Raw genomic sequence first — 13,483 nt, 5'->3', positions numbered from 1 at the left:
CTCTCGCTTCCGGCGCGCATGCGCTCGACGCCCATGACTCCCCCCGAAGACTAGGCGACGTATCCGGCGAAGGGGTACCCGACCGCGAAGGCGGCAAGCACGTGACTTACGTGACGCAAGGTACAGACGTGACCAATACGGTATGTATGGGACGACCCCTATCGGTTACAGTCCGTCATCGACGGTATTTTGGGACGGACTAACTAGTTCGATCGGATGGTGTCGCAGACAAGATCGATGACCGAAAGGTATGGCACCGCGGTGCTCACTGACCCTCCGCATGAGTCAAATGATCCGCAAAGGGCATGGAGACCCGGCAGGGTCGCGGGCGCGGGCGTCATCATGGAGCGAACACGTGACCTGGACCGGCGTTTGTCCAGGCTTAGGGACCCGCTGGCTGAATAGCGCCACGTGCCACGCAACGACCTGCAAGGATTGTGGACGGAGGTTGGCCGTGGCCATTGACTTCAACGCATCGAACGGGGCGACGCTCGGCGTCGAGTGGGAGATCCAGCTCGTCGATGCGGAGACCAGGCACCTGCGGCAGGACGCACGCGAGGTGCTCGCCGCCTTGCCCTTCCTCAGCGAGGAGGGCGACAACCCGCGCGTCCGGCACGAGCTGATGGAATCGACGGTCGAGGTCGTCACCGGCATCTGCGACACCGTCGGCGAGGCCAAGGCCGACCTGGCCGGGACGCTCGCCGCCCTCCGGTCCGCCTCCGCCGAACGGGGCATCGCGCTGGCCTGCACGGGCACCCACCCGATCAGCGACTGGCGGGACGCGGTGATGGCGCCCATGCGGCGCTACGCCGAGCTCATCGAGGAGATGCAGTGGCTGGCCCGGCGCATCCAGACGTTCGGCGTTCACGTCCACGTCGGCATCTCCGACGGCGCCAAGGCGATCCCGATCGTCAACGCGCTCTCGTCCTACCTTCCGCACTTCCTCGCGCTGACCGCCTCCAGCCCGTTCTGGAGCGGCAGCGACACCGGCCTCGCGTCCTGCAGGGCGGTCGTCTTCGGTCAGCTGCCGACGGCCGGTCCACCCCACTCGTTGGACGACTGGGCGGCCTTCGAGGATTACATGGACACGCTTCTGCGTTCGGGAACGATAAGGAGCATCAAAGAAGTCTGGTGGGACATCCGCCCGCATCCCGACTTCGGCACGGTCGAGATCAGGATGTTCGACGGCATCCCCACCATGCGCGAGGTCGGCATGGCGGCGGCGCTGTGCCAGAGCCTGGTCACGCTGTTCGATCAGCAGCTCGACCGCGGTTACACCCTGCCGCGGCCGGCCGCCTGGGTGGTGCGCGACAACAAGTGGCGCGCGACCAGGTACGGGCTCGACGCCATCGCCATCACCGACGACACTGGGAGCACCGCGCCGCTCCGCGACGACCTGTACGAACTGATCAGGGAGCTGGAGCCGGTGGCCGACCGGCTCGGCTGCGCCGAGGAGCTCAAGGTGGCCGGCGAGGTCCTGGAGCACGGCGCCCCGTACGAGCGCCAGCGCGCGATCCGCGCCGAGGGCGGGACGCTCGAGAACATCGTCGACGCGGCGATCACCGAGCTCGCGGAGGACAGGTTCGTCACACTGGGGGAGGTCGCACATGCCGGAGCCTGAGGAACCGGCCGTCCCGGGGAAGCCGCGCGGCGCCGCCGACCCTGAGCGCGCCGTCCCAGGGCGGGGCGCCGTCCGCGAACCCGGCTCCGAACCCGGCTCCGGCGCCGAATCCGGTGCCGTCCGTGAACCCGGGGGCGGCCCCGGGGAGAAGACAGACAAGACCACCGGGCGGAGACCCTTCGGCTCCGCCGTCGCGCAGGGGGCGCAGATGACACGTCCAGGACCCGGGGTGATGCCCGGCCTTGAACCTCCCGCCGCCCCGGGGCCCGTCGGCCCCGAGGGCCGGGACGAACGCGGCGCCGGTGCGGCCGCGCCCGTCTCCAAGATCGTGCCGGCCCGCGAGAACATGCCGGTGGAGGAGGATCTGGTGGCCGGCGAGGACGCGCCGGCAGGGCCGGAGGGCTCGGTCACCGGTGAGATCGTGCCGGGTCCGCCCGCCGTGGCCGCCGCCTCCGCCGGGTCCGAGGTGCTCGGCGGGGCGGTGCTGCAGCCGCAGCTCGACGCGTTCCTGGCCGGGCATGAGGACGAGCTGATCGAGTTCCGCCGCGACCTGCACATGCACCCTGAGCTGGGCTACGCCGAGCACCGCACCACCAAGAAGATCGCCGAGCGGCTCCGCGCGGTGGGGCTGGAGCCGGTGATCCTGCCGCGCGGCACCGGCCTGTTCTGCGACATCGGCCCCGCTGACGGCACCACGGTCGCGCTGCGCGCCGACATTGACGCGCTCCCCCTGGAGGACGAGAAGGACGGAGTCACCTACCGTTCGACCGTCCCCGGCGTCGCGCACGCGTGCGGCCACGACGTGCACACCGCGATGGTGCTGGGCGCGGGCCTGTTCCTCGCCCAGCAGGCGGAGGCGGGGCTGCTGCCCGGCCGGGTGCGCCTGCTGTTCCAGCCGGCCGAGGAGACCCCGGGCGGCGCCCTGGACGTCATGGCCGCCGGCGGCATCGCGGGCGTCGACCGCGCGTTCGCCCTGCACTGCGACCCCCGCATCGAGGTCGGCCAGCTCGGGCTGCGCACCGGCCCGATCACCGCGGCCTGCGACAAGGTGTACGTGAAGGTCACCGGTCCCGGCGGGCACACCGCCCGGCCGCACCTGACGGCCGACCTCGTGTACGCGCTCGCCAAGATCGTCACCGAGCTGCCGTCGGCGCTGTCGCGGCGCGTCGACCCGCGTTCCAGCCTGTCGCTGGTGTGGGGACGGGTCTCGGCCGGTTCGGTCGCCAACGCCATACCCGACGACGGGATCGCCGAGGGCACCGTCCGCTGCCTGGACGACGACGCGTGGCACCGCGCGCCGGAGATGATGAAGGCGCTGCTGCAGTCGGTCGCCGCCGCCTACGACGTGGAGGCGTCCCTGGAGTACGTCCGGGGCGTCCCGCCGACCGTGAACGAGGCGACCAGCGTGCAGATGTTCCGCGACGCGGCCGCACAGGTCATCGACGAGGACGGCGTCGTCCCCACCCCGCAGAGCCTCGGCGGTGAGGACTTCGGCTGGTACCTGGAGTCGATCCCCGGCGCGCTGGCGCGGCTCGGTGTCCGCACCCCCGGGTCGTCCGGCGAGTACGACCTGCACCGCGGCGACTTCGACGTCGACGAGCGGTGCGTCGCGGTCGGCGTGCGGGTGCTCAGCGCGACCGCGCTGACCGCGCTGTGGGAAGGCGGACGTCCCGGCGACCCCGAAACGATCGAGGGTGCCGCACTGGCGTAGTCCCTGGTGGTGACCCCCCGCGCTGACCTGTGGCGATATGCGTACGCATTGGTAACGGACCTGTTGCGAATCAGTGCAAGCGGGAAGTTTGCCCGCATTCGCGAGGTAGCGTCCGATCGATTTCGGTGGCCGGAACGGCCGCCGACCCTGGGTGGGGAACGAGAGGAGCGCTACCTTGCGCCGTGGACTGAAGATTTCACTCGTCACCCTCACGGGCGCGGCGCTGACGTTCGCCGCCTCCGCGTGCGGTGGCAAGCAGGCGGATACCGGCGGTGGCGACGAGGGCGGCAAGAAGGCCCTCAAGGTCGGCCTCGCGTTCGACATCGGCGGCCGCGGTGACCAGTCGTTCAACGACTCCGCCGCCGCCGGCCTCGACCGGGCGAAGAAGGAACTGAAGCTCGAGACCGAGGAGATCTCGGCCAAGCCCGACGAGCCCGACTCCGACAAGGAGTCGCGGCTGCGCCTGATGGCCAACCAGGGCTACAACCCGATCATCGGCGTGGGCTTCGCCTACACCACCTCGGTGGTCAAGGTCGCCAAGGACTTCCCGAACACCAAGTTCCTCGTCGTGGACGCCGACCAGTGCAAGGTCGAGGGAGCCAACGTCAGCGGCGCCTGCTTCGCCGAGGAGCAGGGTTCCTTCCTCGTCGGCGCCGCCGCGGCGCTGAAGTCCGAGTCCGGCACGATCGGCTTCATCGGCGGCGTCAACGTGCCGCTGATCCAGAAGTTCTTCGCCGGATACCAGGCGGGCGCGAAGGCCGCCAAGCCCGACATCAAGATCCTTCCGGCGAAGTACCTGACGCAGCCGCCGAACTTCAACGGCTTCCAGGACACCGGCCTCGGCAACGAGGCCGCCAAGGGCCAGCTCGACCAGGGCGCGGACGTCATCTACCACGCCGCGGGCGGCGCCGGCATCGGCGTCATCAAGACCGTCGGCGCGGCCGGCAAGTGGGCCATCGGCGTCGACGCCGACCAGTACAAGCAGCCCGCGGTCGCCGGGGTGAAGGACCAGATCCTCACCTCGATGGAGAAGCACGTGGACGTCGCGGTGTACGACTTCGTGAAGAGCGTCGCCGACGGCAAGTTCAAGGCGGGCACCAAGCTGTACGACCTCAGCAACGACGGCGTCGGCTATGCGACGTCCGGCGGCCACGTCGACGACATCAAGGCCAAGCTGGACGAGTTCAAGGCCAAGATCGTCAGTGGTGAGATCAAGGTCCCGACCAAGGCGTGACGCCGGCGGGGCGTGTCTCCGCACGGTGACGTGACCGGCCTGTTCCGCACGGCCGTAATCGCGCACCGGGCGTCACCGATCCGATGACGCCCGGTGCGCGGCACGTCCCGTCGCGCACGTCCGGCACGTCCCACAGCACGTTCGAGGCAGGAGGAGGGGCACTCGTGCCTGACCAGGTGCCGGCCGTGCGGCTGACATCGATCACCAAGCGGTTTCCCGGTGTGGTGGCCAACCGCGACATCAACCTCACCATCGAGCACGGCGAGGTCCACGCGCTCTGCGGCGAGAACGGCGCCGGCAAGTCCACGCTGATGAAGATCCTCTACGGGATGCAGCGGCCGGACGAGGGCACCATCGAGGTCGAGGGGGAGCAGGTCTCCTTCCGGACCCCGGCCGACGCGATCGGCCGCGGCATCGGCATGGTCCACCAGCATTTCAAGCTGGCCGACAACCTGACCGTGCTGGAGAACGTGATCCTCGGCGCCGAGCCCCGCGTCGGCGGCCGCGCCCTGGACTTCCTGGAGCGCAAGGTCCTGCGCGGTGTGCCCCGCCCCGACGGGGGCAGGCGCCTCGGCCGCATCGACTTCACCGCCGCCCGCGCCAAGATCAAGAAAATGTCGGAGGCGTACGGGCTGCACGTCGACCCCGATGTGCTCGTCGAGAAGCTCGGCGTCGGCGAGCGACAGCGCGTGGAGATCCTCAAGGTGCTCTACCGGGGCGCCCGCGTGCTGATCCTGGACGAGCCGACCGCGGTGCTCGTCCCGCAGGAGGTCGACGAGCTGTTCGGCAACCTGCGGGAGCTGCGCGCCGAGGGCCTGACCGTGCTGTTCATCTCGCACAAGCTCGACGAGGTGCTGACCGTCGCCGACACGATCTCGGTGATCCGGCGCGGCACCACGGTCGGGACCAGGCTGGACCCGGGGGAGGTCACCTCCAGGCAGCTGGCGGAGCTGATGGTCGGGTCGGAGCTGCCCACCCCGGAGCTGCGCGAGTCCACCGTCACCGAGGACGTCCAGCTGGAGATCGGCGGGCTGACGGTGCTGTCCCCCGAGGGCCGCTCCATCGTGGACGAGGTGTCGCTGCGCATCCGCCGCGGCGAGATCGTCGGGCTGGCCGGGGTCGAGGGCAACGGGCAGACCGAGCTGATCGAGGCGATCATGGGGATCCGGCAGGCGGACGCCGGGTCGATCGTCCACGGCGGCGACGACATCACCCATTGGACGACCCGGTGGCGCCGCGAGGCCGGCATCTCCTACATCCCCGAGGACCGGCACCGCCACGGGCTCGTCCTGGAGGGGACGCTCTGGGAGAACCGCATGCTGGGCCACCAGACGCAGCCGCCGAACGTCCGCGGCCCGCTGGTCGACCGGCGCGGCGCCCGCCGCGACACCACCCGGATCGTCCGGGAGTACGACGTGCGGACCCCGGGCATCGAGGTGCCCGCCGCCGCGCTGTCGGGCGGCAACCAGCAGAAGCTCATCGTCGGGCGGGAGATGTCCGGCGAGCCCCACCTGCTGATCGCCGCGCACCCGACGCGCGGCATCGACGTCGGCGCCCAGGCCGCCATCTGGGACTACCTGCGGCAGGCCCGTGCCGCCGGGCTCGCCGTGCTGCTGATCAGCGCCGATCTTGAGGAACTCATCGGAATGTCCGACACCCTGCACGTGATCCTGCGGGGACGGCTCGTCGCGGAGGTCGATCCGCGGACCGTCACGCCGGAGGACCTCGGCTCCGCGATGACCGGCGCCGGGGCGGCGTCATGACCGGCCCGACCGACGGCGACCCGAAGGACGGCGACCCGAAGGACGGCGACCCGAACGGCGGCGCCGCGCCCGTGGAGCCGGAGCCGGTGCCCGCGTGGAAGGCGATCCTGCGGGGCCTCGGCCCCACCGGGCTGGGCCTGAAGATCGGCGCGCCGACGCTGGCGCTGCTGATCTCCCTCGGCATCACGATGATCCTGCTGCGCGTCACCGGAGCCGACCCGATCAGCTCGATCCGGAGCATGATCAACTACGGCACCACGGAACACTCGATCGTCGACATCGTGAACCGCGCCACCCGCTACTACCTGTCCGCGGTGGCGGTGGCGATCGGGTTCCGGATGGCGCTGCTGAACATCGGCGTGGACGGCCAGTACCGGCTCGCCGCGTTCATGGCCGCCGTGCTCGGCGGGGCGGTGACCCTGCCCGCGCCCTTCGGCCAGATGCTCGTGATCGTCGCGGCGATGGCGGTCGGCGGGCTGTGGGCTGCGATCGCCGGGGTGCTGAAGGTGACCCGCGGGGTCAGCGAGGTCCTGTCCACGATCATGCTGAACGCGATCGCGACCGGCCTGATCGCCTACCTGCTGAACGACCAGCGGCTTGCGGAGCTCCGGCCGGGAAGCAACAACGTCGCGACCCCGCAGATCCCCGAGTCGGGACGGGTCGGCCCGCTGAACGGCTTCCTGTCCTCGCTCGGGCTCGACCTGCCCAACCAGATGTACGGGCTGCTGCCGCTCGCGATCATCGTCGGGATCGTGTTCTGGGTCGTCATCAACTACACCAGGTTCGGGTTCGACCTGAAGGTGTCGGGGCTGTCCCCGTCGGCCGCGCAGGCCAGCGGCGTGAACGCCCGCCGCATGATCGTCTACACGATGCTGGCGTCCGGTGTGGTCGCCGGGCTGATCGGCATGCCGGAGCTGCTCGGCGCGTCCTACGAGTACTCGCTGAACTTCCCGGCGGGCCTCGGGTTCACCGGCATCACGGTCGCGCTGCTCGGCCGCAACCATCCGGCCGGCATCGCGCTCGCCGCGCTGCTGTTCGCGTTCCTCGACCAGACGTCCGACGTCCTCCAGGCGGTCGACGTCCCGAAGGAGATCGTCAGGGTCATGCAGGGCGTGGTCGTGCTGACCGTCGTCATCGTGTACGAACTCGTCCGGCGCTGGGAGATCCGCATGCAGCAGCGGGCCGTCGCCATCGAACTGGCCACCGGCCACGACCTGGCCCGCGAGTCCACGGGGGACCGCTCATGAGCGCCGCGACCGAGACGATGGCCGCGAAGAAGCCCGCGAACGGCAAGCGCCGGCTGCGCTGGCCGCACTACCTGCTGATCGCCTCCGGGCTGCTGGTGCTGCTGTCGCTGGTCCGCGTGATCGACGACGCGGACCCGGTGACGTCCAGCGGGACGGTCAGCGCCTCGCTCCGCCTCGCCGTGCCGATCTTCCTGGCCGGTCTCGGCGGGCTGTGGTCGGAGCGGTCCGGCATCATCAACATCGGTCTCGAGGGCATGATGATCCTCGGGACCTGGACGGGCGCGTGGGCCGGATTCCAGTGGGGCCCGTGGATCGGCGTCCTGTTCGGCATCCTCGGCGGCGCCCTCGGCGGGCTGCTGCACGCGATCGCGACCGTATCGTTCGGCGTCGACCACATCGTGTCCGGTGTCGCGATCAACATTCTCGGGCTCGGCCTCACCCAGTTCCTCGCCGGGCTGATCTTCGCCACCGGCGAGGCGAAGGCCCTCGGCGGCGGTCCCCGGCAGTCCCCGCCGGTCGATCCGATCATGACGCTGACGATGCCGGTGCTGTCCGGCGGGAAGCTGGGCGGCTGGCAGAGCCCCGACTGGCTCGGGTCGCTGGAGGACAGGCACTGGTTTCTGGCGTCGGACCTCGCGGGCATCCTGCGCGGGCTGACCAGCGACATGTCGCTGCTCACGCTCGTCGCGCTGCTGCTGGTGCCGCTCAGCTTCCTGGTCCTGTGGAAGACGCCGTTCGGGCTGCGGATCCGGTCCTGCGGCGAGGACCCGTACGCCGCCGAGTCGCTCGGCGTGAACGTGTACCGGATGAAGTACGCCGCAGTGATCATCTCGGGCGGGTTCTCCGGCCTCGCCGGCGCCTTCCTCGTCACCGTCGCCGCCCCGCTGTTCCAGGACGGCCAGACCAACGGCCGCGGCTTCATCGGCCTCGCCGCCATGATCTTCGGCAACTGGCGTCCCGGCGGCCTCACGGCCGGCTCGCTACTGTTCGGCTACACCGACGCGATGAACGTGCGCGGCGGCGGCCAGGCCGTCCACGCGCTGCTGCTGTTCGTGGCGATCCTGCTCATCGGCGTCGCGATCTGGCAGGCCCTGCGCGCGGGCAAGCTGCGTCCCCAGGCCGCGACGGACCTGGCCCGCCGCGAGGTCCGCAACGCCTACATCGGCGCCGTCCTCGCGCTGGCGGCGGCCGTCGGGCTGCTCGCCTGGTTCCTGCTGAGCGACGCGGTCCCCGGTGAACTGGTCTCCTTCACGCCGCACCTGACGACGCTGCTCGTCCTGTCTCTGGCCAGCCAGCGACTCCGCATGCCCGCCGCCAACGGGCTGCGGTACCGGCGCGGTGAGGCACGATAACCGTATGGAGATCGACTGGCCTGCTCTGCGCGACGCCGCGCGGGAGGCGATGACGCGCGCGTACTGCCCGTACTCGGGGTTCCCGGTCGGCGCCGCCGCCCTGGTGGACGACGGCCGCGTCATCACCGGATGCAACGTCGAGAACGCCTCGTACGGGATCGGGCTCTGCGCCGAATGCGCGATCGTGTCGGCGCTGCACGGCCCCGGCAAGTCGCAGCGGCCCCGCCTGGTCGCGCTGTCGGTCGTCGACCGGCACGGGAACCCGCTGATGCCGTGCGGGCGCTGCCGGCAGCTCCTCTGGGAGCACGGCGGCGCCCCGATGCTGCTGGAGACGACGCGCGGCATCCTGCCCATGTCGGACGTCCTGCCGGACGCGTTCGGCCCCGACGACCTGATCGAACGTGCTTGAAAGGGACCTTGTGGACGCCATCGACGTCATCCGCGCCAAGCGCGACGGCGGGACGCTGACCCCCGGCCAGATCGACTGGGCGGTCGACGCCTACACCCGCGGCGGTATCGCCGAAGAGCAGATGTCGGCGCTCGCGATGGCGATCCTGCTGAACGGCATGACCCGTCCCGAGGTGGCCCGCTGGACGGAGGCCATGATCCGCTCCGGCGAGCGGATGGACTGGTCGGCGCTGGACCGCCCCACCACCGACAAGCACTCCACCGGCGGCGTCGGCGACAAGATCACCCTGCCGCTGGCGCCGCTGGTGGCCGCGTGCGGCGCCGCCGTCCCGCAGCTCTCCGGCCGCGGCCTCGGCCACACCGGCGGGACGCTCGACAAGCTGGAGTCGATCCCGGGCTGGCGGGCGTCGCTGTCGAACGCGGAGATGCTCGACGTCCTGCGCTCGGCCGGGGCCGTCGTCTGCGCGGCGGGCAGCGGCCTGGCCCCAGCCGACCGGAAGCTCTACGCCCTCCGCGACGTGACGGGGACGGTCGAGTCGATCCCGCTGATCGCGTCCTCGATCATGTCGAAGAAGATCGCCGAGGGGACGGGCGCACTCGTCCTGGACGTCAAGGTCGGCTCCGGCGCGTTCATGAAGACGGTCGAGAACGCCCGCGAACTCGCCGAGACGATGGTCGCGATCGGCACCGACCACGGCCTGCGCACCGTCGCCCTCCTGACCGCCATGGACCGTCCCTTGGGCAACGCGGTCGGCAACGCCGTCGAGGTCGCCGAGTCGGTCGAGGTGCTGGCGGGCGGCGGCCCGCCCGACGTGGTCGAGCTGACGCTGACCCTGGCCCGCGAGATGCTCGCCTCCGCCGGGCTGTCGTCCAAGGACCCGGCCGACGCGCTGAAGGACGGCTCCGCCATGGACGTCTGGCGCCGGATGATCAGCGCCCAGGGCGGCGACCCCGACGCGCCGCTCCCGTCCGCCCGCGAGACCCACACGGTCACGGCCCCGTCCTCCGGCGTCCTGACCGGCCTGGACGCCTACGGCGTCGGCGTCGCCGCCTGGCGCCTGGGCGCCGGCCGGGCCCGCAAGGAGGACCCGGTCTCGTTCGGCGCGGGCATCACCTGCCACGCCAAGCCGGGCGACACCGTTACGGCAGGGCAGCCGCTCCTCACCCTCCACACCGACGACGAGACCCGCCTGCCCCGCGCCCTGGAGTCCCTGGAAGGCGCCTACGAGATCGTGGACGGCGGCACCCCGTCCCTTCACCCCCTGGTGATCGACAGAATCTCCTGAGCCGCGGCGCCCGGGCCATACCACCGGGGGACGGCCCGTACGGGGGGACGGCGGGGGACGCCCCGCGGCGGTCACGACCGCCGGCGCAGACGGCCGAGATCGAGCAGTTCGCGCACTACTCCGGTCTGCCCCGCGGCATCTACGAGGCCGACTGCGCCGTGACCGGCACCTGCGCCGGAAGGCGAACCAGCGGGCGCGGCGCGGCGGGCCGCGTGGCCGGTTTCGTCGTTTCGCCGCGGCGCCCGAGGTGCGAGGATCGGGTCAGCCGATCTTGTTGGAAGGACCGCGCATGGCAGCCTCCCCGGAGTTCGACACCTCCGTCGCGCATCCCGCCCGGGTGTACGACTACTGGCTCGGCGGAACCGACAACTTCCCGGCGGACCGGGAACTCGGGGACGCGATGATCCGTGCCATCCCGACGCTCCCCGCGATGGCGCGGGCGAACCGGTCCTTCATGGAACGGGCGGCACGGCATCTGGTGTCGTCCGGCGTCACCCAGTTCCTCGACATCGGGAGCGGGATCCCCACGTCACCGAACCTGCACGAGATCGCGCAGGCGATCGACCCGTCCGTCCGCGTCGTCTACGTCGACAACGACCCGTTGGTCGCCGAGCAGTCGCGGGCGATGCTCGCGGACGTCCCGGGTGTCGCCTACATCCACGCGGACCTCACCGAGCCGGAGACGATCCTCGCGGACCCGCTTCTCGCCGGAACGCTCGACCTCTCCCGGCCGGTCGCTTTGATGGTCGTCGCGCTGCTGATGTACTTCCCGGCCGAGCGTCGTCCGGAGCGTTGGGTCGCGGAGTTGCTCGCCGCCCTCCCGTCCGGCAGCCGCCTGGCGCTGTCGCACCCCACCGCCGACTTCGACCCGGAGGCCGTCGCCGCCGCCAACGCCGCGGCGAACGCGGCGGGGATCTCGCTGGTCTCCCGGACGCGCGCCGAGTTCACCGCCCTGTTCGGCGCCACCACGCTGCTGGAACCGGGCGCGGTGCCGATCGCGACGTGGCGTCCGGACACGCCCCCGTCCGACCCGCACGAGGCGTACTACTACGCCGGCCTCGCGCGCAAAGACTGACGCGCACAGGCGCTTTGCCCGAGGTTTCCACGCCGCCGCGGACGGAGATCCCTTTTGCCGAAAAGCGGGAGACAAGGGGGACGGCCGCACGCGCCGACGGCATTGACCGGCGAGCGGGGCCGGTGTTCGACTGAAATTGAGTGATCCGAAAGGGGGAGGATCAAGATGGCATTGGGCGATCAATTGGGTCATGACACGGGCCAGGTCACGGGGACTCGCGTCCTGCCGCCGACCGAGCAGGGTGAAGCGCGGGTCGAGGTCTCGTTCGAGTCCCGTGGCCGGCTCCTCGACGAAGAGGTCGTGGACATGGGGACGTACGTGTCCGTCCTCGGCTCGGACGGCGTTCTGCGCGGTGAAGGCCAGGGCTGCACGATGTCCGGCGACGGCGAGACCACCACCTGGAAGGGCATGGGAGTCGGCAGGCTCCTGAACGACGGCGCGACGTCTTTCCGGGGCGCGATCTTCTACCGGGCGACGTCCGAGAAGTTCTCACGCCTGAACAAGGTGGCCGCCATGTTCGAATACGACGCCGACGCGAGCGGTAAGACCGAGTCCAAGGTCTTCGAGTGGAAGTAACCGCTCCGGCGGCACGCGGCGGGTTACCTTTGCCCGCATGGACGAGTACGCGGTCCCGATCCTGCCCAGCCGGGACTTGAACGAGACGTTCGACTTCTACGCCCGGCTGGGCTTCGAGATGCGTGGTGCCCCACCGGAGCAGTACGGGTACCTCATCGTGGCGCGGGGGACCGTGGAACTGCACTTCTTCCACCATCCAGAGGTGGATCCGCTGACCACCGCCACCGGTTGCTACGTCCGGGTCAAGGACGCGAACGCCTTGCACCGCACGTGGGCCGGAATTGGAGTGCCGACCGACAGCGCCACGGGGAGCCGGCTGGAGCCGCCACGCGACACCGACTATGGGTTGCGCGAGTTCGCCCTGATCGACCGCAGCGGCAACCTCCTCCGCATAGGCAGCCCGCTACCGCCCACCTCCCCGGCGGCTGACGAGTAACGCCGGCCATGCCGATGTGCCGACTCATACCGACGGGTGAGGTGATCGGCCCGAACGGGGGAGGGCGGCGGGCGGTGCCCGATCGGAGCATTGGGGTGGCCGGGCCGCCGGGGCCCGTCCGTCGACCGAACGGGGCCCCCAATGCGCAACACGACCAAGACCGCCATTCTGATCGGCGCGGCCATCACCGCGATGGCCGCGCCGGTCGCGGCGCAGGCGACTTCCACGCCGACAGCGGCGCCCGCGGCCGAGGCCAAGACGGCGCGCGTGTCGGGCTCCGCGCAGATCCGCCTTACCTACTGGCCCGATCAGGACGTCCGCGCCTTCACCTTCAATGCCCACGCCGTCCCGTACTCGGCGCCCAAGCCGGGGCTTCCCAACGGGCTGCCCACGGACGCCCGCGGCATCGTGAAGATCTCCCACTACTCCCCGGAGGCGGGGTCGACCGTCCGGTCGGAGGCCAGGGTCGACTGCCTGGCGACGAGCCCCGGCAACGCCACCCTGACCGCGGTCGTCACCAAGGCCGACGAGCAGATCAAGGACTGGATCGGCCGCCGGTTCGGCTTCACCGTCCACGACGGCGGCCCCGGTGGCGGGCATGACCGCATGGGCTTCTCCTGGTCGGTCGTCAACAGCGACCAGAACGAGGAGGGCGCATGGGGACAGGGCAAGGTCGGCACCTGCATGGGCCCTGCGGCCTTCGCCCCGGTCGTCAAGGGCGACTACAACGTCAGGCACGCCGACCTGCCGCCCGTTCCCCAGGGCTGAGCGTTG

General features: G+C 70.8%; 12 protein-coding genes. All 12 read left to right on the top strand.

Translation table 11 applies throughout. The features are described 5' to 3' along the window. Window positions 1-454: 454 nt before the first annotated feature. The 12 genes from AB0C35_RS22990 to AB0C35_RS22935 all read left to right on the top strand — a co-directional run bounded on the left by AB0C35_RS22990 (window position 455) and on the right by AB0C35_RS22935 (window position 13,477). Complete coding sequence (locus AB0C35_RS22990; RefSeq protein ID WP_358459037.1) at window positions 455-1,621, top strand: glutamate--cysteine ligase; 1,167 nt, start codon at window positions 455-457, stop codon at window positions 1,619-1,621. A 466-nt stretch (window positions 1,622-2,087) separates the two neighbouring features. Further along, the gene (locus AB0C35_RS22985; protein WP_358459166.1) at window positions 2,088-3,332 is read left to right on the top strand and encodes an amidohydrolase; all 1,245 of its coding nucleotides are present in this window, start codon (window positions 2,088-2,090) and stop codon (window positions 3,330-3,332) included. A gap of 175 nt (window positions 3,333-3,507) precedes the next feature. Further along, complete coding sequence (locus AB0C35_RS22980; RefSeq protein ID WP_358459035.1) at window positions 3,508-4,566, top strand: BMP family ABC transporter substrate-binding protein; 1,059 nt, start codon at window positions 3,508-3,510, stop codon at window positions 4,564-4,566. A gap of 83 nt (window positions 4,567-4,649) precedes the next feature. After that, window positions 4,650-6,329 (top strand): ABC transporter ATP-binding protein, encoded by a 1,680-nt coding sequence (locus tag AB0C35_RS22975; RefSeq protein ID WP_358459033.1) that lies wholly within the window; start codon window positions 4,650-4,652, stop codon window positions 6,327-6,329. After that, window positions 6,326-7,576, top strand: a complete 1,251-nt coding sequence (locus AB0C35_RS22970) for an ABC transporter permease (protein WP_358459031.1) — start codon at window positions 6,326-6,328, stop codon at window positions 7,574-7,576. Before AB0C35_RS22975 ends, AB0C35_RS22970 begins: the two co-directional genes overlap by 4 nt. Next, window positions 7,573-8,928: an ABC transporter permease gene (locus AB0C35_RS22965; protein WP_358459029.1), complete on the top strand. Its 1,356-nt coding sequence runs from the start codon at window positions 7,573-7,575 to the stop codon at window positions 8,926-8,928. Before AB0C35_RS22970 ends, AB0C35_RS22965 begins: the two co-directional genes overlap by 4 nt. Before the next feature lie 4 nt (window positions 8,929-8,932). Then, window positions 8,933-9,337, top strand: a complete 405-nt coding sequence (locus AB0C35_RS22960; protein ID WP_358459027.1) for a cytidine deaminase — start codon at window positions 8,933-8,935, stop codon at window positions 9,335-9,337. Window positions 9,338-9,347: 10 nt separating this feature from the next. Then, a complete protein-coding gene (locus tag AB0C35_RS22955; RefSeq protein WP_358459025.1) occupies window positions 9,348-10,622 on the top strand; it encodes a thymidine phosphorylase in 1,275 nt (424 codons plus the stop codon). 289 nt (window positions 10,623-10,911) lie between these two features. Beyond that, on the top strand, window positions 10,912-11,697 hold the full coding sequence (locus tag AB0C35_RS22950) for an SAM-dependent methyltransferase (protein ID WP_358459023.1): 786 nt from the start codon (window positions 10,912-10,914) through the stop codon (window positions 11,695-11,697). 165 nt (window positions 11,698-11,862) lie between these two features. Next, the gene (locus AB0C35_RS22945) at window positions 11,863-12,273 is read left to right on the top strand and encodes a hypothetical protein (protein WP_358459021.1); all 411 of its coding nucleotides are present in this window, start codon (window positions 11,863-11,865) and stop codon (window positions 12,271-12,273) included. Between the two features lie 37 nt (window positions 12,274-12,310). After that, a complete protein-coding gene (locus tag AB0C35_RS22940) occupies window positions 12,311-12,709 on the top strand; it encodes a VOC family protein (protein WP_358459019.1) in 399 nt (132 codons plus the stop codon). 141 nt (window positions 12,710-12,850) lie between these two features. After that, window positions 12,851-13,477 carry a hypothetical protein gene (locus AB0C35_RS22935; protein WP_358459017.1) on the top strand — a complete coding sequence of 209 codons (627 nt, stop codon included), beginning with the start codon at window positions 12,851-12,853 and terminating at the stop codon, window positions 13,475-13,477. Window positions 13,478-13,483: the final 6 nt, after the last annotated feature.

It is taken from the genome of Spirillospora sp. NPDC048819, from assembly GCF_040650055.1.
Classification (GTDB): Bacteria; Actinomycetota; Actinomycetes; order Streptosporangiales; family Streptosporangiaceae; genus Spirillospora.
Note: the sequence above shows the minus strand (reverse complement) of the source record. Positions and strands in the feature narration are given on the sequence as shown.